The following is a 20,411-nucleotide window of genomic DNA, read 5'->3' on the forward strand; positions in this document are numbered from 1 at the left end:
ATGATCCCCGGCGCGCGATCCGCGCATCCAGGGGACTTCCATGAAGGGCACGCTATTCCTGCGCACCGGCATCCTGCTCCTGCTGGGCGGCGTCGTGATGGGCATGGTCATGGGCATGCGCGAAGACTTCACCTACGCGCCGGTGCACGCCCACCTCAACCTCGTCGGCGGCGTGCTGATGATGGTGGCCGGCCTGTTCTACAACGCGCGGCCGGACCTCGCCGGCCGCATGGTCACCGCGCACTACGTCACCCACACGTTGGGCGCGGTGCTGCTGCCGATCGGCATCTACGGTTCGATCGCCGGCCGCGCGTGGGCAGGCCCGGTCGTGGGTCCGGGTTCGCTGCTGGTTCTGCTGGCGCTGATCCTGTTCGCGGTGAACCTGTTCAGGCGCGTGCCGCAGGCGGTAGCCGCCGGCACGCTCGATAGCGCGCGCGTTCCGTAGGGCAGCCCGATCGACGCGCCCGGCCGCCCGCAGCGGCCGGGCGTAACACTCCTTACACCGGCCGACGGGTATCCATGCTCCCCATGCGCTTTCTCGACGCCGAACTCCGCCCCATCGCCCCCACCGACGCCCTGTCGCCGCTGGTGACCGCCGCCGCGATCAGCGGCATGACCGCGCTGCTCAGCCTCGCGGTCGGCAGCGGCATGGCGATCGCACTTCAGCTGTTCCCCGGTGTGTTCATCGGTGCCTTGCTGGCGCAGGCCGGCGTGTCGCCCATGCGCACGCCGCGCGCGATGCTCGTCTGCCTGCCGGTGATCGGTTTGCTGATGGCCGGAAGCGCGGAGCTCGCCGGCGCGCTGGTGCCCTGACGGGGTAGCCGCACCATCACGGTCGGCGTCGACCCACCACCGCGCCGCGCGTCATCAGCGACGTCGCGCCAACCAGCGATCAATGCCCGCCGCGAACGCCTGCCGGTCGCGCGCATGGAACGGCGCCGGCCCACCGGTCTGCAGCCCGGCACCGCGCAACTCGTCCATGAAGTTCCGCATCGACAGCCGCTCGGCGATCGTGTCCTTCGTGTACGCCTCGCCACGCGGATTGATCGCGGTGGCGCCGGCCTCGATCACGCGCGCCGCCAGCGGAATGTCCTGCGTCACCACCAGATCGCCGGCACGTACCTGCGATGCGATCTCGGTATCGGCCACGTCCGGCCCCTGCGGCACCTGGATCGCGCGCAGCCATGGCGACGTCGGCAGCCTGATCCATTGATTCGCGACGAACACCACGTGCACCTGCGCGCGATTCGCCGCACGTACCAGGATGTCGCGGATCGGGCCCGGACACGCGTCCGCGTCCACCCAGATGCGCGCTGCGTCGCTCACATGCGGCGCACGCGGAAGCGGCGTGCCTTGATGCGGCCTTCCTGCAGGCGCGACAGCGCGCGCGCGGCGTGCTCGCGCTTCACCGCCACGTAGCTGCGCGTCGGGAACACATCGATCTTGCCGATCGCATCGCCGGGCAGGCCGGCGTCGCCGGTCAACGCACCGACGATGTCGCCCGGCCGCAGCTTGTCGGTGCGGCCGCCGTCGATGCGTAGCGTGTTCATTCCCGCGCGCCGGCCGGTGCCACCACGCAGCGGCGCGAGCGACGGTTTGCGCAGCACGGCATCAATGCCGAGTGCGGTTTCAATAGCGGCCAGCCGCGAACGCTCGCGCCCGGTGCACAACGTGAGCGCGACGCCGCCACGCCCCGCACGCCCGGTACGACCGATGCGATGCGTGTAGGTGTCCGGATCGCTCGGCACATCAAAGTTCACCACCAGCCCGAGATCGTCGATGTCCAGCCCGCGCGCGGCGACATCGCTGGCCACCAGCACGTCGCAACTGCCGTTGGCGAAGCGCACGAGCACTTCCTCGCGGTCGCGCTGTTCGATGTCGCCGTGCAACGCGAGCGCGTCGAAGCCCAGGTGCGCCAGCGACGACGCCACTTCATCCGCATCGCGCCGCATGTTGCAGAACACCACGGCGCGGCCGTCGGGCTGCGCGAGCAATGCGCCGGCCAGTGCAGCGACCTTCTGTGCGGGTCCCACTTCGACGAAGCGTTGATCGATCGCCGGTGCATCGGCCTCGCCCTGCACGTGCACTTCCACCGGCTCGCGCATGGTCGCCTGCGCCACCTCGCGGATCGCATCGGGAAACGTCGCCGAGAACAGCAGCGTCTGCCGCGTGCGTGGCGTGGCCTTCACGATCTCGCGAATCTGCTCTTCGAAGCCCATGTCGAGCATGCGGTCCGCCTCGTCTAGCACCAGCACGCTGACATCGCGCAGCTTCAGCGCCTTCTTGCGCAGCAACTCCTGCACGCGGCCGGGCGTGCCGACGATCACGTGCGGCGCGTGCTGATCCAGCGACGCCAGCTGCGGCGCCAGCGCCACGCCGCCGGTGAGCGTGAGCAGCTTGAGGTTGGGCACGCCTGTGGCGAGCTTGCGCAGCTGCCGCGCCACCTGGTCGGCCAGCTCGCGCGTGGGGCAGAGCACCAGCGCCTGCACCGCGATGCGCGAGGCGTCGATGCGGTGCAGCAGCCCCAGCCCGAACGCGACCGTCTTGCCGCTGCCCGTCGGCGCCTGCGCGATCACGTCGCGCCCCTCGATCAGCGCCGGCAGGCTCTGCGCCTGCACGGGCGTCATCTGCACGTGGCCGAGGGCGTCGAGGCCGGCGAAGAGGCTGGGGTCGAGGGGGAGGTCGGAGAATTCAACGGCGTCGGTCATGCCACATGATACGGGGCGGGGTCAGCGGGCCCGGCCGGCGGGCGTCGGCACCTGCGGCACAGGCGGCTGTGGGCGCGAGCGGCAGCAGTAGCGCCGGGCGCGGCATGCGTGCCGCGGCGAGCGGCAGTCGACGCGCTCCGCGCGACAGCGGCGGCGGGTTACACCTCAACGTTGACAAAAAAAGCGCCACGCATGCGGCCCGATTACGTGAGGTGTCTCTCGTGGGACGACCACAGCATCGCGAGTGCCGCGCAGCACCCGCAATCAGAACACTGAGATTACATCTGCTCATCCAAGCTGTTGGTCATGGCCGAGAAGATCAGCCCTGAGACGCGTTCGCGAATGATGTCTCGCATCCGGGGCGCCAACACCAAGCCGGAACTGCTGGTGCGCCGCTACCTGCACCGGGCTGGCTTCCGTTTTCGGCTCTTCGCGAAAGATCTGCCAGGGCGGCCTGACGTAGTCCTGCCCAAGTGGAAGACTGTGGTACCGGTCCACGGTTGCTTCTGGCATGGCCATAGGGGCTGCCGCTACTTCCGGCTGCCCAAGACACGCGCAGAATGGTGGTCGGCCAAGATTGAGCACAATGCCGCGCGTGACGCTCGTGCGGAAGCCCAGCTGCTCGATGCAGGATGGCGCGTAGCGGTGGTGTGGGAATGTTCATTGCGGGCACATCCTGATCAAACGCTTGCAGCGCTGGAGGCTTTCATCCGCAGTGATGAGCCAAAAGCCGAGTTTGCGGAAGGCGCGGCTACGCAAGAGCCTCGTGAATGACCGACGCGATCTGCTGAGCCAAATAGGGCGGGACGGCATTGCCCACTTGTTTGCGCTGGCTTACCGCCGGCCCTTCGAACAAGTAGTTGTCCGGGAAGGTCTGCAACCGTGCAGCTTCGCGCACGCTCAGGCTACGCAGCTGGGCAGGGTCGGGATGGATGAAGTAGTGCCCGTCTTTCGCCAGATGGCTGGTAATGGTTGAGGAGGGCGCCTCCGCTCGCTGCACCTTGAAGCGATCGACGAAGTGGCTGCTCTTCTTCCAGCTCTCGTGGTTGGGGTGGAGCGCAACCGGGAATTCGGCCGCACCACGTGGCGAGCGACCATGCTTGCTTGCATAGGCTGCCGCGAAGCCATAGCGCATGAGGTCCGACTGCATCTGCCCGCGGGTGAAGTGCTGCAGCACACCTTTCAGGCGCGGGTCGTGCATCAGGGGCTTCAAGTGAGCGGGAAGGGGCGTGGAAGGCTTGCCCGGCACCCAGCGGCCGCCGGTGCCTGCGTCTGGAGAGGACACTGCGCGCTCAGCCAAGTCCGCCAGCAACTCACTGGTAGCCGCATCGGTCTTGGCGGCGGCCTTGGCCGTCTTGGCCAGCAGTTTCGAGGCAAAGGTCGGCCAGTCCCGGGGCGTTGCGTCGGTGAGCGAACTGCGCAAGGGCGGCAGCCCGCCAATCATGTCGGCGACCGTTGCGGACGCGTCCGACGGGGTGAGCGGCTTGATGCGCGGGAACTCCGGGTCCAGGACACCGATGAGAATGACCCGGTGTCGCGTCTGGGGCAGGCCAAGCGCCTCGCCGAACACTAAGAAGTCGCTTGCCTCCCAGACCAGCCCGGGCACCTCGGGCACCACAAGCGGCTCGATGCGATAGCGCGGCCCTTTGGGCCCACCCGGACGCTGTAGCTGGCGGAAGATGTCGTCGAACAACAGCTCGCCCCAGATGCGGGAGGACAGCATGCCGCGCACGTTTTCCAGCACGAACGCCGCTGGGCGATAGCGGGAGAGCAGTCGCAAGTAATGGCGGTAGAGGAAATGCCGCTCGTCGTGCTCAGGGATATAGCCTTCGTTGCCAAGGTTCCGGGCTCGGCCTGCCAGCGAAAACGCTTGGCACGGCGGCCCGCCGACCAAGACCCAAGGCGTGCCGTTCTGCTTGGCCTGCTCCGCAACGTCAGCAATTCGGGCATCAAGAAGCGCATCGTCGCGCTTGTTCCCCAGCTCGACCTGAATGACTTCGCGTTGCGCGGCGTCCCACTGGAGTTTAGTGGCGTCCGTCCAAGGGAAATCGCCTTTGCCCGCGGCATAGGCGTAATAGCTCTCCGGCGCTTCGCCACGCGGAAACTGGTGAAAGAACGCACGTGTCCGCAGGGTGCGCACGGCGCTGGCGTCCATTTCCGCGGACAGTGTGACGCGGAACGGGCCTTGGGCCGCGCCTCGCGGCCGGTATGCTGCGAAACCCTCACCCAATCCGCCGGCGCCGGCAAAGATGTCTACGACGGAAATTGCAGGCACAGCAGAAAGTCCCGGGCCGGAGCGGCCTTCAAGCAAGGCCGCCAGGATGGCAAGGCGCCATGCCTGTTGTCAAAATAAGCGAGGCGCATTGTGGCGCCGAGAATGGCATCGGCCGAGCCCGCTCCTATAGCTGCGGGGGAGGCTCTACGTTCGAGTTGGAGCGCAGTTGCCACTGCACCCGGGGAGCGGTGCCTTGAGGTACGAGGCCGAAGAGGTGCTTCGGTCAAGCGCGGCCCGCTGGAGGCGATGCGGGGCATCGGCTATTCCCTTGACAGCGTCTCGGCCGACATCGTCGACAACAGTATCTCGGCCGGTACCACACACATCGCTATCGTCAACGATTGGATGACGAAGCGCAGCCCTACTTCGACATTCGCGACGAAGATGCGGCATGGACCCCGAGGCATTGACCGAGGCAGTGCGCCACGGCCGTCGCCGCCAGCGTGACGTCCAAGGGCGGCGCACCTTGACTGCTTTGGTCTAGCGCAACCCCTCATGAGCCCGGTTGCGGGTCGCGGCTCAGTCAAACGTCAGGCCCTGTTCCGCCATTCGTTCGAGGACGCCGATCGCATGCTTGCATTGCAACTCACTTGGGATCAGGCGTGGCACGGACGCACACACCGTGAGAATCTGATGATCCTTCGCAGTTAATTGGCGTGCCTCAGATCCCTTGGAAATCACGGTCTGCCAAAATTCGGCACCGCGCTTGACGACCTCTGACTGGGCGGTAATCCCGTCAATTTCGCGTTTCTTCTTGCGCTCGTCGCGTTCGCTTGTTTTCGCAGCTTCTTTCAATGTCAGGCAGCTGTCGAACTCGGCTCCGTACTCGACGTAGCGTTCCGCCAATGCGTTCCAGCACGCCTGCTGCTTCGCCCATTCCGACATGTTCCGCATGCCTGCTGCCGGATGCGTAATGACCTCATGAGCTTCTGCCGCCGCGCGCAGCAGGGCGCGTAGAAGAGGAGGGGACACGCTCTGCCTTCTTGCAATCGTGTCGAGGTCAAGCACTTCATTTTCGGTCGTCGCGTCATGGAACACCTTAGCCATGGCGTAGGTCACGATGTTGGCGCGGTAGCCGCCCTCGTACCAAGATTGCCTCGGAACCTCGGCCTCGAGTGTCCGAAAGATGATCGCTTTTGAAACAAGCCGCCGAAACCAGAGTTCGTCGAATTTTCCTTCGCTCTTCGACCATGCGTCGCCAATTTCCCTCGCAAATTCGGCGAAGTTCTTCTGTGCTCCGCGCGACACGATATGCGGCCTAGCTGTCGCCGAGAACTCGAACTTCGCAAGGTCGGTCTTGCTGAACAGTTGTACCTTGGGGAATTCTAGGTCGAACCTCTTCTGCTGCGCTGACGTGAGGCCGCTCCGCGCATTGATGTACTGGCCGCGGGAGCGTTCGTAGAACCACTTGCTGTCATGGCGAACGCCTTCACGCGCGGCGAAGATGACCCTGCGCGAGAACTGTTCCATCCGGATGTGGAACGGGTGGTTCGAAAAGAAGTCGGCGGCGTTTACTTTGTTCTGTGTGTTCGCATATTCCGAGATCTTTGGCACGATCGTCTCGGAACGTTCGCTGGGTACGACCGTTAGCTTCATCTGGACAAAAACGCGGGAGAGTTGCTCTTTTGCTCCTTTGAGCCCCGCGTGGATCGACCCCGTGGTCTGCGCGCCGTTTACGATCTGCAGGTTGCTGATCGCGGATATGGCGAGACCGTCGTTCGTGCGAACGCACGTCACCCCTTCAGCGGTTGCGGAAAGACCGTTGTTGTACGGGAAGAAGAGCTCAGGTTCTTCCTTGATTGTTTTCTGGATTCCCTTGTTCGTTTTCGCCCGCGCTTGGAGGAAAGAACGGACATTAGCCTCCAGAAGGCGCGCGCCCCATCGGTCGTATATGGCCGCCAACTGCTCACCCGGGGCAATGACGAGATAGCTGTCCAGACCGGCACCGGCTTGGGACGCCTTGAGTGCCGGCAGAGCCGCCCCGAATTCGTTCGCGAGATCAATCACGATGTCCTCGCGTGCCTGCCCAGAGCGATCGAATCGTTCGAACCGTGCAAGATCCCATACGGACCAAGTGACCGGCACGTCGCCCAGCTCGGCGAGCCGGACAGTGTCATCGCGGCCGATGTAATGCCGGTTTGAGATCAGGATCAGCTTTACTTTTGTCACCTGCGACCAAGTGCCGATGATCAGGTCGGAAATCTGGAATGCGGGGTTGACCTCGTTCAGGGAGTCGCGGAACTCTTCCGTCCGGGCCTTCTTTAGAAATCGGACCAGCGGATTGAGAATGGGCGGAACGTCGCCCTTGCCGAACGACTGAACTTCGCCGCCTTCAACGAAGTCACAGACGATGAGGCCTAGTACGCCCTCGCTCGAGCGGGGATCGCCCGCGTAGCCATCGATGCGCAGCTTCTGGGCTCCGTCGCCGCCTTGGAAGTACGCCCGGTCGGCGACCTCGAGCTCGCCCGCTTCGGTCAGTCTCTCGGTCATCCGCTCGAAGAACGCCTCAACCATCATGATGCCGCTCGTATCCGCTTCCCGGCGGATATCTGCCATCAGGTCCTGGTGGTACGCGTGCAGGTCGCTCATGACTTTTCCTGACTGAAGAGATGGGGACGCACAGCTTCCCAGGAGGTTCGGAAGGGCGCACAGGCGGATAGCGAGAGGGCATACGTGACGCTTGCGACACCAAGGGGAAGCGGAGCTACGACCCGCGGAAAGCCGTCTGTAACGGCATGGAACTCCGGGGCTCCCACAAGCCAGTGCCAAGCGGAGTAGTCGTGCTCGCCGTCGAAGCCTGCCTCCGTGAGGTGCAGCTCCCAGTCCATGAGCGCCGAGGGTTCGATTTGCTCGAGGAGTGTGGTGACCTCGCGGACATGTTCCGTCAGCGTCAGCCCATGCGGCGGCTGCACCTGGTCCACAGCCAATACCGCAAGCCAGAGCCGGCGGCCGGGCACGTCCGCGAGCTGGTATTCGCTGGAAATCTTCACGAACGGCTGCGAGGCGCCGCGTCGTGCTTTGACCTCGATGCAATCCTGTGTCAACTCGAAATCCTTCGGCGCGCCTGACGGTCCCGTCCAAGCACCGAGTGCGGCCTTCGCACCGAACGCCTCGATAAGTAGTTTCAGCACGTGGATCTCACCCGCCAAGCCCTTTTGCGCTTCCTCCGTCAACGCTTCGGGCTGCGCTCCCTTCAGCAGCGAGTGCCAGCGGAAGGTACGCCGGATCGCTCGATTGAGGGCTTCACACTCGCTTGTCGCAACCTCGCCCGCGGCCATCACATCACGGCACAGAGTTTCAAATAGTTCTAGGTGCGCAAGGTCCTTGAGTCGGATGTACAGAATCGGGCCACCGGGAAGCGTCTGGAACCGGATTTCGAGGTTTCGAAGTCGTGGCAAGTCGGCGACAGGATCCGGAAGCTCCGAGAGCTTGAGGACAAGTGCAACGTCATGTCGCGGCAAGACCGCCCAGAACCAGTCCCATGTGGCCGACGCATCGACCCGGCGCGTGTCAACCTTGCCGGCCTCCAAGCCCGACCAAGGCGTGTCATTCGGTATCACCCAAGGCCTCCTCTTCCATTTCGTCTTCCCCGAACATCTCGCGCAAGCGAATGGTGTTGACGACGTACTCAACCGTGCCGCCTTCAACGTCTGAAGGTGGGAAGCAGATGCTCCATGCGAGTACGGGGTCCGGCAGCCTGCTCTTCAGTTGCTCGTCTTTTACAACCGGGGTAACGAACCGCAGGATTGCAAGCGGCCTACGCCCACGGACTTCGCAGAAGATCCGGGGTGGAAGCGTCTGCGGCAGGGCTTTGCCGTCACGCTCGCGCTCTTGTTTGAACGCGTCGGTGGCACTCTCTATCTGCGAGGCGCTCAGGCCAACCTTCTCGTCACCCGGAGAGCCGACGCGTCTGCTGGTGCCGCTAATGGCGAGGATGCCGTTCCGCAGAGCCTCTTCCCCAACCGACCGGACATACGAATTCATGCGGTGCGCTGCGAGTGTTTGTGGCAGCCCCTCACCTTTCTGCGCGCTTGCAAGAAGCACATCCCACTCTTTCAGCTCGCTGTCGGCACGCGCGGCGATGTAATCGCCCATAAGACGGGGATCCGTCAGCGGGTCCGCCAAATCGGCGCGGTAATTCCGCAGAAAATCACGTATCAGCTCAACGGGTGCCTTCTTGTAAAGGGTGCCACGGGTCGGGTGCTCTGCCTCGATACCGCTCGCCACGATTGATTTAACGAGCGCCTCTCCGGCTCTCACGTTCCGATCGAGCTGTTCGACGTCGACAGGGATCCTCGTCGTCTCAACGAGTTTCCCGGCGAGTCCGACTTTGACGGGTAGTGACTTGCCCGAGCCCATCTTGTTTCGGGCGGTCACGATCAGCGACTCGGGATGGCTTCGCACCGCGAGGCCGAATTGCTCCGGTGTCGCCTTCGCCAGCTCCATCCGCTTGAGCTGCGCCTGCAGGTCGTCCGTCGCCTCGTGGATATGGGTGTACCAGCCGACGCCGTCGGCTGGCATCCAGACGCGGCACAGATCCTGATAATCGCGCCTGTAACCGAACCAGCGGCCCATCTGCATCAGCGTGTCGTACATCACCGAGTTTCGGAGAAAGTAGCTGACTGTCAGTCCTTCCAACGTCAGGCCTCGGGACAGTGAGAAGCCGCCGACGGCGATGACGGTAACGCCGTAGTCGCCGCTCTGATCGTAATCAAGCGGCTCGGAACGTTTCGACGCGTTCACCTCCACTACCCGGGTCCCTGCCAGCACCTCGTACAGGCGCGCCTGTACGGCCGGCCAGTCGCCTTTCTCAGCGTCTGAGTATTCCTGCTGCCACGCGGCGTGGAGAGCCTTGATTTCAGTATTACGGAGCGCGCCAGCCCCTTTGGCCCCGTCCACGGCCACGGCATCGCGTACGCGACTGACGAGGTCCGACACCTGTGCACGCAGGCGCCCCTGCACGTCTGTGAAACGTGACGCGTTAATCAACATCGAAGCGTGCGCCGAGCGCTGCCCGCGTGCGTTGCGGATGGCGCGCGCGACGATGAAGGCGCGCACAGCGCGAACAAGACTGTCCGGCAGCCGGTCGACCGGATGATCGATCTTGTGCTTCATCGGCAAATCGTCTTCGTTATCGTCGATCAGCCGGACGTGACGGTCCTGGGCGTCAAGAAATACAGTCTGCGCGCCGAAATAGTTTGAAGGTGCGTCGAGTCCGATAATGAAGTGACGGGGAAACAGGTCCTGCTTCAGCGCATCGTCGTCGGTGTCCGGGTCGATGAAGATATTGGCGAACGGCGTCGCGGTGTAGCCGACGTAGCAGCTGCGATGGAACAGCGAAAGCAACTCGCGGATCTGACCGTTGATGCGCGTGACCTCATCCCGGGCATACGCCGTGTTGATCGACGCATTGTCGGCCTCGTCGTCGATCAGGAGCATGGGCTGGCTGACCATCTGCGTGCCTTGGTGGACGGAGTGCTCCTTCAGCCATTCGAGCAGGTTCTTGAGGGTGCTCGAGTTCTTCTTGATCACCAGAACCACCGGCACGTTGTACTGCCCGATCTGGCTCGTGTTCGTGGTTGCCGTCGCCTTGTTGAAGTCGCGAAGCGTATTGGTAAGCGAAACTGGGAACTCCCGCTGGTCAAACGTGCCGACCCCGATGATTTTTTGCCTCTGCGCCTTGTTGGCGTGTCCGAGCCGCCCAGTGTCGCGCCCGATAAAGCCCTCGTCGATCCGTGCCTGGGTCTGATTCCGAAGGTTGTTGTGGATCCCCGCGATCACCACGATGAGGCGGTAGCCCGCATCGGCCGCTTTGCAGATGAGCCCGGTGTAATTTGCCGTCTTTCCGCTCTGGACGTGGCCCACGACCATGCCCCTTCGGCTCCACGGGCTGTTGTTCCCGGGATTGCCTAGACGGTCAAGAATGCGGTCGGTCACGTTATCCGTGGCATCCACTACCGACTTTGGCAACCCTTTCAGGCTGAGCAGCCTGCGATAGCGGCTCCAGTAAAAATCGCCCATCTCGCCGTTAATGCGGGCCGCGCTCAGCCACGGCCGGAAGTCTTCCGCATCCACAACTGCACCGAGCCCCATGCTGATGCCGTGCTTTTCCTCGATCAGTCGCGCGAGTGCCTCGGCCTCGTTTTCGTCGATCTTCCCTGAAAACATCGGCGTAGCGCGAAGCTGCGCGACAATCTGACGGATCGACTCGGCGGTATGAGGCCCGGGTTGCGACGCCATATACATCGACGTCATACCTTCCAGGCTGCTGAGCATTGGGTTCACGGCTGTCCCTCGTTCTCGAGTGTGCTAGCGACGATCCGCTGAGTGTCCTCCCAAGCTGACCGGAACGGATCGACGTCCTTCATCAGCGCCATGATCTCTGGGAGATTCTTTCGCGCCGCCAGAAGTACAGAAAGGGTCGACTGCACCGCTTGAGCCAGCGTGTCTTCATCTACCTGGTCCGCCACAATCTGCTCGGGCACGCCGGCGAGGTCCGCGTGGAGAGTCTCGATCGGAAGTGACGCTCCGACGAGCGCAATGCAATTGAAGAATCCACGCTGTAAGTCGGGTGGGAGTCGCGCGGCAAAGTCGGCAAACGCGGGGTGCTCGGTGTTTGGGCGGTACGAGATCTGGCCCTCCGCACGTATGCGGTTCCACATAGGCAGTCTTTCTTGGTCGACCAGTTTCTGCCCGCGCTTCCGATAGGTACGCTTCGACCCGTCCTGGATGCGCTCGATCACCTTTTTCAACCGATCGCGAACCACCGGCGGCAGCTGCGCGGACGACTTCTTGACGTCGATCTTCCAGTCCGCGTCCATGCTGTTGGGGATGTCAATTCTGACGCGCGAGAGTTTGGTCAGCTCCGACTGTCGACAGAGCCCGAACCAGGTTCCGTGAAGGATGAGCCGCCTGCCACGGTAGAGATAAAACCCTTGCGACTTAAGATGACCCTCGGGGCCGGCGATGTCCTCCCAGTCCACGGTACTCATCTGCTTATGGTGGGGTAGGGTAAAGCTCTGGATCTCGAGGTTTCCGCCAGTGAGAGGAAGTTTCTCTTCGGGGTCGGGAATGGTTGCCGGATTTGTTCGCCCGAAGGGATCCAAAGGTCGTAGCAGACGCCCGTTCAACAGGATCCGAAGGGGTTTGGCGTCGTCCATGAAGCGATGGAAGACAAGGCGGAGGTGCCGTTCCGTTTCGGCAACCCGATGATTTATGACTTCGGCGCGTTTTACGGGATTGTCCGCAATGCCTCCGGTCAGTCGGTCGAGCTTTTGCCAGAGCACAAGTGTGCCCACCGGCCCGAGGCGGTTGACATGAGGGATTCCGGCGAGGTCATTGGGCAACTCGACGGCCCACTCATTGCGCGCGGCAACATCATCGAGATCCCAGACTGCCGCACTGGTCTTGCCGTACTTCCGAGACACGACTGTAAGACGCCGGCATTGCGAAAAGCTGGCGCTTTTCAAACCGAGGCCGAAACGCCCGAGATCCGGCGCGTCGCGCGTGGCGAGCGGGTTCCGGCTGCCCGGACGCATGGCCGCGATCAGTTCGTCCTCGGTCATCCCTTTCCCGTCATCGACGACAGCGATCAATGGCTGATCCGCACATGCGTCGGTAATGATCTGGATATGCCGCGCTTCAGCGGTAATCGAGTTGTCGATAATGTCCGAGATAGCGGTCTCGAACGAATAGCCGATGTCTCTCAGGCCCTCGATCAGCGAGGCTGCATGTGGGGTTGCGTCGGCTCTTCTCGGGCCAGGGTGCGTGGACATGGCGTCGCTCGATATTTCTACCGAGTCTAACCAGGGCGAGTGTCCTCCGTGCCGGCTGCCGTAGAGCTGAGCAGCATGGCCGCGGCGCTCGCTTTAAGACTCTTCCCCGGACTGGCAATAAGCATGCGATTCATTCGACGCAAGACGCGGAAGCTGCGCTATTCGGCCTGCCATCGGAGTGAGGGCTTCAAGATCAAATTACGTTCGGGGAATGGGTGCGCACGAGCAGTACGGTTAAGGCCCCCAATTCATCTGGCAGGAAATGGGGTCAAGTTGCATTTCTGCTGGGATTGACCTGACGGCCGCTAGGGCGCCCCTGCATGGCAAGTACCGTGCTCACGGTTTTGCGCCTGGCATGCCCCGCGGTAATCGATGAGGTTGCTAGGCTCGTGCGATGACGCCCGAAGCCGACCCCCGCGTCACCGCACTCCAACGCCGCAAGCGCTTCGCCGCCGCGCTGCTCATCTTCGCCGCGCTCGTCCTGCTCGCAGCCCGCATTGCCCAGCAGCACGCGCCCCACTGGTCACTCAGCCTCCTCGCCGCCATGGCCGAAGCCGCCCTCGTCGGTGGGCTCGCCGACTGGTTCGCCGTCGTCGCGTTGTTCCGCCATCCGCTCGGCCAGCACTGGATTCCGCACACGGCGATCATCCCGACGCGCAAGGACGCCATCGGCGAGAGCCTGGCGGACTTCATCGCGAATCATTTCCTCGGGCGCGAGCAGGTGGCGGAGAAGTTGCGCGAGGTCGACATCGGTGCGGCGCTCGCGCGTCGATTGACGGATGCGGATACGTCGCGCGCAGTGGGGCGGGCGATGGCGCGCGGGTTGGCGCGGGTGCTCGACGTGCTGTCCGACGAGCGCCTGCTGCGCTTCGCGCACGACATGTCGCGTGAGCGGTTGCGGGGCCTCGATCTCTCGGGCCTGGCGGCGCTCGGCATCGAGCGGTTCACCGCGGACGGCCGCCACCAGGCGCTGGTCACCGACGTGCTGCGGTTCCTGTCCGACAAGCTGCAGTCGCCGTCGGTCCAGGACGAGGTGAAGCGTCGCGTGGGCCGCGAGGTGGGCCGCGTGCTGCGCTGGCTGGGCGCGGACGAGTACGCGTCGAACCGGCTGATTTCGGCGGGCATCGAGCTGATCGGCGAGATGGCGGAAGACCCCGACCACGAGCTGCGCCAGTACGTCGAAGGGCAGGTGCAGGCGTTCGCCGCGCGCCTGCGCACCGACGAGCGCCTGCGCGCCGAGGTCGAGGCGTTCCGCGATCGCCTGCTCGACAGCGACGATTTCCGCGCCTACGTGCGTTCGCTGCTGGGCGACCTGGTGCGCTGGGTCGACGAGGACGCGGCGCGCGACGACTCGGTGATCGCGTCACGCGTCGCACAGGGCCTGCAGGCCGTCGGCGAGCGCTTGCTCGAGGATGCCGATCTGCGCGACTGGGTGTCGTCCAGCGTGCGCGATACCGTCGAGCCGTTGATCGACGAACATCGCGATGCGATCCGGCGCTTCATCGTCGACCGCATCCATCGCTGGAACGCCGAGGAGATGACGCGCGAGCTGGAGCTGGCGGTCGGCAGCGACCTGCAGTTCATCCGCTACAACGGCACGGCGGTGGGCGCGTTGATCGGCGGGCTGATCTTCGGCGTGACGCAGCTGATCGCGCGCATCGCCTGACGCTCAGTCGCGGTCGGCGTCGCCCGTTGCCGCGGTGCCGAGCAGCGCGTGGTACTGCGCCGGTGAGAGCTTCGGTACCGTTTTGAGGAACGCGACCAGCGACCAGATCTTCGCGTCGTCGTGCGTGCGGCCCCACGCGGGCATCGCGCTCATCTTGATGCCGTGCTTGATGATCCAGAACGCCTCGGCATCGTTGTCGATGCCGTCCTCGGCGAGGTTCGGCGGCTGCGGGTACAGGCCGGCGCGCAGTTCGCTCGAGGTCTTGCCCGGTGCGAGGTGGCAACCCGTGCATTCCTCGGCATATTCGTGCGCGCCGGCGGCGATGCGGGACGGGTCGGCGAGGTCGTTGGGCACGGTCACGTCCTTCGCTGCGCGTTCGGTCGATGCGTCGCGCAGGCGATCGATCATGTGCAGCGTCATCGGCGTATGCGCGACATCGGCGCCGATCGGATACAGCCCGGAGCCGGCGTAGGCGAAGCCACCAATGGCGACGACCAGCAGCGTGACGAGGACGCCGAGCAGGAAAGCGCGAACGGACGGGCTCATGGCTGGACTCGCGTATTGGGGTCGGCCGAGTCTCCGGCGGCTGCCGTGGCGGGTGCGTCATGACGGGTGCCGCGCCCGGACGCCGGTCTCGGCACGCACGCGCGGGGCCGTCTACGCTTGGGCGATCGTTTCCCGAGGCTCCCGCCATGCGCCGCACGCTCCCCGTACTCGCCTTGATGCTCGCCACCCCGGTCTTCGCGGCCGACGCGCCGCAGCCGCCCGCCGGCAACCCGAAGCTCTACGACATCGGCTCGGCGCCCTCCGCCGCCCGCATCGAAGCCGATGTCCGCAAGCTCGTCTCGTTCGGCACCCGGCACACGCTGTCGGACCAGACCTCCGACACGCGCGGCATCGGCGCGGCGACGCGCTGGATCTACGCGGAGTTCCAGAAGATCTCGAAGGATTGCGGCGGTTGCCTCGACGTGCGCTATGTCGAAGGCACGGTGCAGGGCGAGCCGCGCATCCCGGGGCCGCTGAAGGTGATCAGCGTGATCGCGATCCAGCGCGGTACGAGCGATCCGAATCGTTACGTGATGATGAGTGGCGACATCGATTCGCGCGTGAGCGACGTGATGAACGCGACGGCCGATGCGCCGGGCGCGAACGACAACGCTTCGGGGATGGCCGGCACCATCGAAGCCGCACGCGTGCTGACGAAGTACAGGTTCCCGGCGTCGATCGTGTACGGCGCGCTGTCGGGTGAGGAGCAGGGCCTGTTCGGCGGCAAGTTCGTCGCGGCCGAGGCGAAGAAGAACGGCTGGCGCCTGGAAGCCGAACTCAACAACGACATGATCGGCAACTCGTCGGGCATCAATGGCGTGGTCGATAACACCACGGCGCGCGTGTTCTCCGAAGGCGTGCGCATCGTCGAGACGGCGGATGAAGCCAAGCAGCGCCGCTTCGAAGGCGGCGAGGACGATTCGCCGTCGCGCAACCTCGGGCGTTACATCGACCGCATGGCCGACTACGTGCCCAACCTCGACGTGATGATGGTCTACCGCCTCGACCGCTTCGGTCGCGGCGGCCACCACCGCCCGTTCAACGAGGCGGGCTATCCGGGCGTGCGCGTCATGGAGACGAACGAGAACTACGATCGTCAGCACCAGGACCTGCGCACCGAGAACGGTCGCAAGTACGGCGACGTGATCGAAGGTGTCGACTTCGCTTATGCGGCCAAGCTGACCGCTCTCGATGCGGTGAGTCTCGCGGGCATGGCGTGGGCACCGCCACCGCCGGCAGGCGTCAAGATCGAAGGCGCGGTGACCGCCGACACCACGCTGAAGTGGACGCGCCCGGATGCGAAGCAGGCGCCGAATCTCGCGGGCTACAAGGTGTACTGGCGCCTCACCACGGATTCGCAGTGGACGCATTCGCGCTACGTCGGCGACGTCACGGCGTACACGCTGAAGAACGTGGTGATCGACAACTACTTCTTCGGGGTGGCCGCGGTTGCGAAGGACGGCACCGAAAGCCCGGTGGTGTTTCCCGGCGCGGCCGGAAGCTTCGGCGCGTATTGAGCGCCCATCGCCCGGTAACCGCCCGCGGTGACGGCGCATCTGTGCGCGGCCGCGGGTGGTCGGCGACGCGCGTTTTTACGAGCGTTCGCCGAACGGTCCGGGTTGGCGCAGCGCGATGTCGATCATCGCGTCGTCCATGTCGCTGGCGACGCCGAAACCTGTGAGCGCGATCGACTGCGACAGCTCCGGCGAGAGCGCCGAGAACGCGAGCACGATGCCGCCGAGCGAGCTCAGCGGACCCTCGCGTGCGAGCGCGTGCGGTTGCGGCAGGATCGCGGGCACGAGCAGCCGCAATCCGTCGGCCCGTCCGTAGATATCGAAGTGCATGCAACCTCCCACGGCGGGCACGCCGGTGTTCGTGCAGATGGCAAAAAGCCCCGCGTCGCGACCGGGGCTTCCGTTCTGCCTTCTCCCTTTTGGCACCTTTTCGCAGGTGCTGCGGCCAGGAGGACGCCGCATCCCCACCCTCTGCGCCTTGCTGTTACTTGAGCGTGACGCCACGCCGCCGTTGATGCGCCTTGCGTGAATTGCGAACCGTCGCGTGCACGTAACGCGCGCAGGTCGACGGTGGGATGCGCGCACCGCGCGCGCGATCCGATGAGCGTGCCATGACCAGCGATCCACCCGGCATGGACGCCGCCGACCCGGGCCAGCAGGGCCTCGACGACATCCAGTGGCATTGCGCCACCAACGAGGGATGGCGACATCCGCCCGAGTGCGCTGCGCCGCTTCCCGCACCGCCTGCACGCGTGGCGCCTCGCGCGGCATTGGCCGTGCCCGGTCGCGTGGTCGACATGGCCACGTGGCGCGAACGGCGCGGCGACCGGCAGGGCGCGCGCGGCGCGCAGGCATCGCCATGATCGAGATCAGTGGGCACTGCATCAACACGCGGCACGTGGCGGTGGTGGGCGCGGTCACGCGTACGCGCGGCATGCGTTACGCGTTCGAGGTGATGTTCGCCGGCAACGAAACGCCACTTCGCTTCGTGTTCGACAGGGATGACGACGCAGCGCTTGCGCGCGAATCGCTGATCGCACGCACCGAGTCGGACGACGACGCGCTTACCGCGATAAGCGCGCCACGCGTCGGGGTCGCAACGCCCAGGACCGCCGATGCGGATCGCCCGATCTCGGTGATTCGACGGTCGACCGATGCGTCGGCAGAAGGTGCGCGCGTAATGTGATCTGACTATGCGTTCGGTGCTGCTCGCGCGTGCACGAACGCCGTCGCTGTCACGCCCTCGTCCCGCGGCGGCGCGCACTCTGCGCCTGCACCGATTCGCCAGCAACGATCCCGGCAGCACCCGACACGTCGCAAACGCGGCATCGGGTCTCGAACGCTTCCATCGAAGCGCCGGCCCATTGGCCATCTACGGCAACTGCCGTCACCGGGACACTTCCTATGAATGCTCCAAACGACACCAGCACCCAGAAGCGCGACAACTCGAACCTTACGGACAAGTCCGGCACTGTCGGCGCGCGCGTCGATGCACCGAGCAAGGACGCGAACGCGAAGGACGCGTCGACCGTCAAGTCGGGTTCGCCCGCTACCCCGCAAACCGGTTCCGCGTCAGCAACCGGCAAGTTCGGCGCCAGCGATCATTCCAAGCGCTGATTCCGTGTTCCATCGATGACGAAGGCGGGGCGAAAGCCCCGCTTTTTTCGTGTCCCGCACGCGGCTGCGAGCTCTTTTTCGGTCTCATTCGACGAGCTCCGATCCCCCGAAGTGGTATCGAGGTACCGGGGCCCACCGCATCGCCCGATGCCTGAACGAATCAGTCCGCCCGACTGGCGGGCGACGCTTTCCGGCAAGGCGGGCGCGCCCCGTTCATACTGTGCGCGGTCCGCCATAGGGTGCGTTCGTGTCCGTCCGTTTCGATGCGCTGTTCCAGCACTCGCCCAACGCCTACATGGTCGTTGATCGCGAACTGCGCTTTCTCGACGCCAACCAGGCCTACGAGCTGCTGACCGGCCTGTCGCGCGAGCAGCTGCTGGGCCGTGGCCTGTTCGACGTGTTCCCGGGCGCGACCAACGATGACGGCAGCTCGCAGTCGGCAATCCTGCGGCGCTCGCTGCAGCGCGTGTTCGACACTGGCGAGCGCGACACGCTGGCCCTGATCCCCTACGCGATCACGATCGACACGGCCGACGGCCCGGTCACCGACATGCGCTACTGGAGCGCGACGCATACGCCCATCGTCGACTCCGATGGCCATGTGGCCGCGGTGATGCAGCACACGATGGACGTGACCGAAATGCACCGCCTGCGCGAGGAGCTGCAGCGTGCGCGCGCGGCGACCGGCGTGACGCAGGAGCAACTCGAGGAAGGCGTGCTGTCGCGCGCGGCGGCGGTGCAGCGCGACAACCAGCGGCTCACCGCGCGCCACGCGTTCCTCACCGACCTGTTCGCGCAGGCGCCCGGTTTCATGGCGGTGCTGCGCGGGCCGGATTACATCTTCGAACTCGCCAACGAAGCGTACGAGCGCCTGGTGTCCCGTTCGGACTTCGTCGGCCGGCCGTTGCGCGAGGTGCTGCCGGAAGTCGCCGACCAGGGCTTCGTGCAGCTGCTCGACCATGTCCGCATCACCGGCGAGCCCTTCGTGGGGCGCGGCATGCCGGCGGCATTGCGCGATGCGGAAGGCGTCGAGCGCACGCGCTTCGTCGATTTCGTGTACCAGCCGGTGCGCGACGCGAACGGGCAGATCGATGCGGTCTTCGTGCAGGGCGCGGACGTCACCGATCGCGAGGTCGCGCTGGCCGACGCGCGCAACAGCGAGGCGCGCTTCCGCACCATCGCGGACCTGGTGCCGCAGATGATCTGGTCGACGCTGCCCGACGGCTATCACGACTATTACAACCGGCGCTGGTACGACTTCACCGGCATGCCGGTCGGTTCCACGGACGGGGAAGCCTGGGCCGGCATGTTCCATACCGAGGACCAGCCGCGCGCCTGGGCGCGCTGGCGTCACAGCCTCGAGACCGGTGAGCCGTACGAAGTTGAATACCGGCTGCGCGATCGCAATGGCGACTACCAGTGGGTGCTCGGCCGCGCGTTGCCGGTGCGCGACGCGACGGGCGCCATCGTTCGCTGGATGGGCACGTGCACCGAGATCGACGACATCAAGCGCACGCAGCAGATGCTCGAGCGCAGCGAAAACGCGTTGCGCGCCGCGGACCGGCAGAAGGACCAGTTCCTCGCCACGCTCGCCCACGAATTGCGCAACCCGCTCGCGCCGATCGTCACTGCCGTGCAGCTGCTGCGCATGGCGCCGGAGCGTGAGGCCACGGTGCGGCAGGCGACCGAGATCATCGATCGCCAGGCCGTGCACCTGCGCAACCTGGTCGAGGACCTGATCGACGTGTCGCGCGTCACGCGCGGCCTGTCGCGGCTGCAGACACGCGAGGTGCGGCTGTCCGACAGCGTCGCCGGTGCGATCGAGCAGACGCAGGCGCTGATCACGCGTCGCGGCCATCACTTGCAGGTCGATGACACCGGTCCCGGCGTGACGCTCGATGCGGACCCCGTGCGGCTCACGCAGATCCTCACCAACCTGCTCAACAACGCCGCCAAGTACACGCCGCCCGGCGGCACGATCACGGTCGAAGTCGCTGTCGAGAACCACGATGCCGTGGTGCGCGTGCGCGACACCGGCGTCGGCATGGACGAGGCGTTGCTGGCCCGCGTGTTCGAGCTGTTCGCGCAGGCGGAGGAAACGCCGGAACGCGGGCATGGCGGGCTCGGTATCGGCCTGTCGCTCGCGCGCAGCCTGGCGCAGCTGCATGGCGGCGACCTGACCGCGTGGAGCGCCGGCCCCGGCATGGGTTCGACGTTCGAACTGCGCATTCCGTTGCAGCCGGCCGTCGCGCTCAACGTCTGAGCTCGCCTGCGCGCCGCCCACCGCCGCTTCATGGGCGCTACACACCC

General features: G+C 65.2%; 18 protein-coding genes. 9 read left to right on the forward strand and 9 right to left on the reverse strand.

All coding sequences use genetic code 11. The annotated features are described in order from the left end of the window. The first annotated feature begins 40 nt into the window (after positions 1-40). Both ACKTTN_RS13505 and ACKTTN_RS13510 read left to right on the forward strand, forming a co-directional pair. Positions 41-445 (forward strand): hypothetical protein, encoded by a 405-nt coding sequence (locus ACKTTN_RS13505; RefSeq protein ID WP_407910417.1) that lies wholly within the window; start codon positions 41-43, stop codon positions 443-445. An 83-nt stretch (positions 446-528) separates the two neighbouring features. Beyond that, positions 529-813 (forward strand): hypothetical protein, encoded by a 285-nt coding sequence (locus tag ACKTTN_RS13510; protein WP_407910418.1) that lies wholly within the window; start codon positions 529-531, stop codon positions 811-813. Positions 814-867: 54 nt separating this feature from the next. On the opposite strand, the gene ACKTTN_RS13515 is transcribed toward ACKTTN_RS13510, so the two are convergent. Then, positions 868-1,326, reverse strand: a complete 459-nt coding sequence (locus ACKTTN_RS13515; protein WP_407910419.1) for a YaiI/YqxD family protein — start codon at positions 1,324-1,326, stop codon at positions 868-870. After that, positions 1,323-2,708, reverse strand: a complete 1,386-nt coding sequence (gene dbpA / locus ACKTTN_RS13520; RefSeq protein ID WP_407910420.1) for an ATP-dependent RNA helicase DbpA — start codon at positions 2,706-2,708, stop codon at positions 1,323-1,325. Before dbpA ends, ACKTTN_RS13515 begins: the two co-directional genes overlap by 4 nt. A 306-nt stretch (positions 2,709-3,014) precedes the next feature. On the opposite strand from dbpA, the gene ACKTTN_RS13525 reads away from it, so the two are divergent. Beyond that, positions 3,015-3,482 (forward strand): very short patch repair endonuclease, encoded by a 468-nt coding sequence (locus tag ACKTTN_RS13525; protein WP_407910421.1) that lies wholly within the window; start codon positions 3,015-3,017, stop codon positions 3,480-3,482. Here ACKTTN_RS13525 and ACKTTN_RS13530 read toward each other — a convergent pair. The 5 genes from ACKTTN_RS13530 to ACKTTN_RS13550 form a co-directional block, all read right to left on the reverse strand. Continuing rightward, complete coding sequence (locus ACKTTN_RS13530) at positions 3,460-4,863, reverse strand: DNA cytosine methyltransferase (RefSeq protein WP_407910422.1); 1,404 nt, start codon at positions 4,861-4,863, stop codon at positions 3,460-3,462. The genes ACKTTN_RS13525 and ACKTTN_RS13530 overlap by 23 nt on opposite strands. Before the next feature lie 639 nt (positions 4,864-5,502). Then, positions 5,503-7,572 (reverse strand): AIPR family protein, encoded by a 2,070-nt coding sequence (locus tag ACKTTN_RS13535; RefSeq protein ID WP_407910423.1) that lies wholly within the window; start codon positions 7,570-7,572, stop codon positions 5,503-5,505. After that, complete coding sequence (locus ACKTTN_RS13540) at positions 7,569-8,543, reverse strand: PD-(D/E)XK motif protein (protein WP_407910424.1); 975 nt, start codon at positions 8,541-8,543, stop codon at positions 7,569-7,571. Before ACKTTN_RS13540 ends, ACKTTN_RS13535 begins: the two co-directional genes overlap by 4 nt. Continuing rightward, positions 8,530-11,259, reverse strand: a complete 2,730-nt coding sequence (locus ACKTTN_RS13545; RefSeq protein ID WP_407910510.1) for a Z1 domain-containing protein — start codon at positions 11,257-11,259, stop codon at positions 8,530-8,532. The genes ACKTTN_RS13540 and ACKTTN_RS13545 overlap by 14 nt, the downstream gene beginning before the upstream one ends. A 5-nt stretch (positions 11,260-11,264) precedes the next feature. After that, positions 11,265-12,758 (reverse strand): ATP-binding protein, encoded by a 1,494-nt coding sequence (locus ACKTTN_RS13550; protein ID WP_407910425.1) that lies wholly within the window; start codon positions 12,756-12,758, stop codon positions 11,265-11,267. 394 nt (positions 12,759-13,152) lie between these two features. On the opposite strand from ACKTTN_RS13550, the gene ACKTTN_RS13555 reads away from it, so the two are divergent. Then, positions 13,153-14,424, forward strand: a complete 1,272-nt coding sequence (locus tag ACKTTN_RS13555) for a DUF445 domain-containing protein (RefSeq protein WP_407910426.1) — start codon at positions 13,153-13,155, stop codon at positions 14,422-14,424. Between the two features lie 3 nt (positions 14,425-14,427). Here ACKTTN_RS13555 and ACKTTN_RS13560 read toward each other — a convergent pair whose 3' ends face one another. After that, on the reverse strand, positions 14,428-14,970 hold the full coding sequence (locus ACKTTN_RS13560; protein ID WP_407910427.1) for a c-type cytochrome: 543 nt from the start codon (positions 14,968-14,970) through the stop codon (positions 14,428-14,430). A 146-nt stretch (positions 14,971-15,116) separates the two neighbouring features. On the opposite strand from ACKTTN_RS13560, the gene ACKTTN_RS13565 reads away from it, so the two are divergent. After that, positions 15,117-16,487 carry a M28 family metallopeptidase gene (locus tag ACKTTN_RS13565; RefSeq protein ID WP_407910428.1) on the forward strand — a complete coding sequence of 457 codons (1,371 nt, stop codon included), beginning with the start codon at positions 15,117-15,119 and terminating at the stop codon, positions 16,485-16,487. A 75-nt stretch (positions 16,488-16,562) separates the two neighbouring features. On the opposite strand, the gene ACKTTN_RS13570 is transcribed toward ACKTTN_RS13565, so the two are convergent. Next, a complete protein-coding gene (locus tag ACKTTN_RS13570) occupies positions 16,563-16,814 on the reverse strand; it encodes a hypothetical protein (protein ID WP_407910429.1) in 252 nt (83 codons plus the stop codon). A 281-nt stretch (positions 16,815-17,095) separates the two neighbouring features. Between ACKTTN_RS13570 and ACKTTN_RS13575 the strand changes: the two genes are divergently transcribed. From ACKTTN_RS13575 to ACKTTN_RS13590, 4 genes are all read left to right on the forward strand, one after another. Next, positions 17,096-17,347 carry a hypothetical protein gene (locus ACKTTN_RS13575; protein ID WP_407910430.1) on the forward strand — a complete coding sequence of 84 codons (252 nt, stop codon included), beginning with the start codon at positions 17,096-17,098 and terminating at the stop codon, positions 17,345-17,347. After that, positions 17,344-17,670 carry a hypothetical protein gene (locus tag ACKTTN_RS13580; protein ID WP_407910431.1) on the forward strand — a complete coding sequence of 109 codons (327 nt, stop codon included), beginning with the start codon at positions 17,344-17,346 and terminating at the stop codon, positions 17,668-17,670. Before ACKTTN_RS13575 ends, ACKTTN_RS13580 begins: the two co-directional genes overlap by 4 nt. 218 nt (positions 17,671-17,888) lie before the next feature. Beyond that, complete coding sequence (locus ACKTTN_RS13585; RefSeq protein ID WP_407910432.1) at positions 17,889-18,101, forward strand: hypothetical protein; 213 nt, start codon at positions 17,889-17,891, stop codon at positions 18,099-18,101. Positions 18,102-18,348: 247 nt separating this feature from the next. Further along, on the forward strand, positions 18,349-20,364 hold the full coding sequence (locus ACKTTN_RS13590) for a sensor histidine kinase (RefSeq protein WP_407910433.1): 2,016 nt from the start codon (positions 18,349-18,351) through the stop codon (positions 20,362-20,364). Positions 20,365-20,411 lie beyond the last annotated feature (47 nt).

It is taken from the genome of Lysobacter claricitrinus, assembly GCF_045866565.1.
GTDB classification, from domain to species: Bacteria; Pseudomonadota; Gammaproteobacteria; order Xanthomonadales; family Xanthomonadaceae; genus Cognatilysobacter; species Cognatilysobacter claricitrinus.

Bases quoted from the DNA above. Each gene is read 5' to 3' on its own strand.
- ACKTTN_RS13510 (WP_407910418.1), top strand. From the start codon at position 529: ATGCGCTTTCTCGACGCCGAACTCCGCCCCATCGCCCCCACCGACGCC.
- ACKTTN_RS13580 (WP_407910431.1), top strand. From the start codon at position 17,344: ATGATCGAGATCAGTGGGCACTGCATCAACACGCGGCACGTGGCGGTG.
- ACKTTN_RS13575 (WP_407910430.1), top strand. From the start codon at position 17,096: ATGACCAGCGATCCACCCGGCATGGACGCCGCCGACCCGGGCCAGCAG.
- ACKTTN_RS13535 (WP_407910423.1), bottom strand. From the start codon at position 7,572: ATGAGCGACCTGCACGCGTACCACCAGGACCTGATGGCAGATATCCGC.
- ACKTTN_RS13530 (WP_407910422.1), bottom strand. From the start codon at position 4,863: ATGGACGCCAGCGCCGTGCGCACCCTGCGGACACGTGCGTTCTTTCAC.
- ACKTTN_RS13525 (WP_407910421.1), top strand. From the start codon at position 3,015: ATGGCCGAGAAGATCAGCCCTGAGACGCGTTCGCGAATGATGTCTCGC.
- ACKTTN_RS13560 (WP_407910427.1), bottom strand. From the start codon at position 14,970: ATGAGCCCGTCCGTTCGCGCTTTCCTGCTCGGCGTCCTCGTCACGCTG.
- dbpA (WP_407910420.1), bottom strand. From the start codon at position 2,708: ATGACCGACGCCGTTGAATTCTCCGACCTCCCCCTCGACCCCAGCCTC.
- ACKTTN_RS13550 (WP_407910425.1), bottom strand. From the start codon at position 12,758: ATGTCCACGCACCCTGGCCCGAGAAGAGCCGACGCAACCCCACATGCA.
- ACKTTN_RS13545 (WP_407910510.1), bottom strand. From the start codon at position 11,259: ATGCTCAGCAGCCTGGAAGGTATGACGTCGATGTATATGGCGTCGCAA.
- ACKTTN_RS13555 (WP_407910426.1), top strand. From the start codon at position 13,153: ATGACGCCCGAAGCCGACCCCCGCGTCACCGCACTCCAACGCCGCAAG.
- ACKTTN_RS13585 (WP_407910432.1), top strand. From the start codon at position 17,889: ATGAATGCTCCAAACGACACCAGCACCCAGAAGCGCGACAACTCGAAC.
- ACKTTN_RS13505 (WP_407910417.1), top strand. From the start codon at position 41: ATGAAGGGCACGCTATTCCTGCGCACCGGCATCCTGCTCCTGCTGGGC.
- ACKTTN_RS13565 (WP_407910428.1), top strand. From the start codon at position 15,117: ATGCGCCGCACGCTCCCCGTACTCGCCTTGATGCTCGCCACCCCGGTC.
- ACKTTN_RS13570 (WP_407910429.1), bottom strand. From the start codon at position 16,814: ATGCACTTCGATATCTACGGACGGGCCGACGGATTGCGGCTGCTCGTG.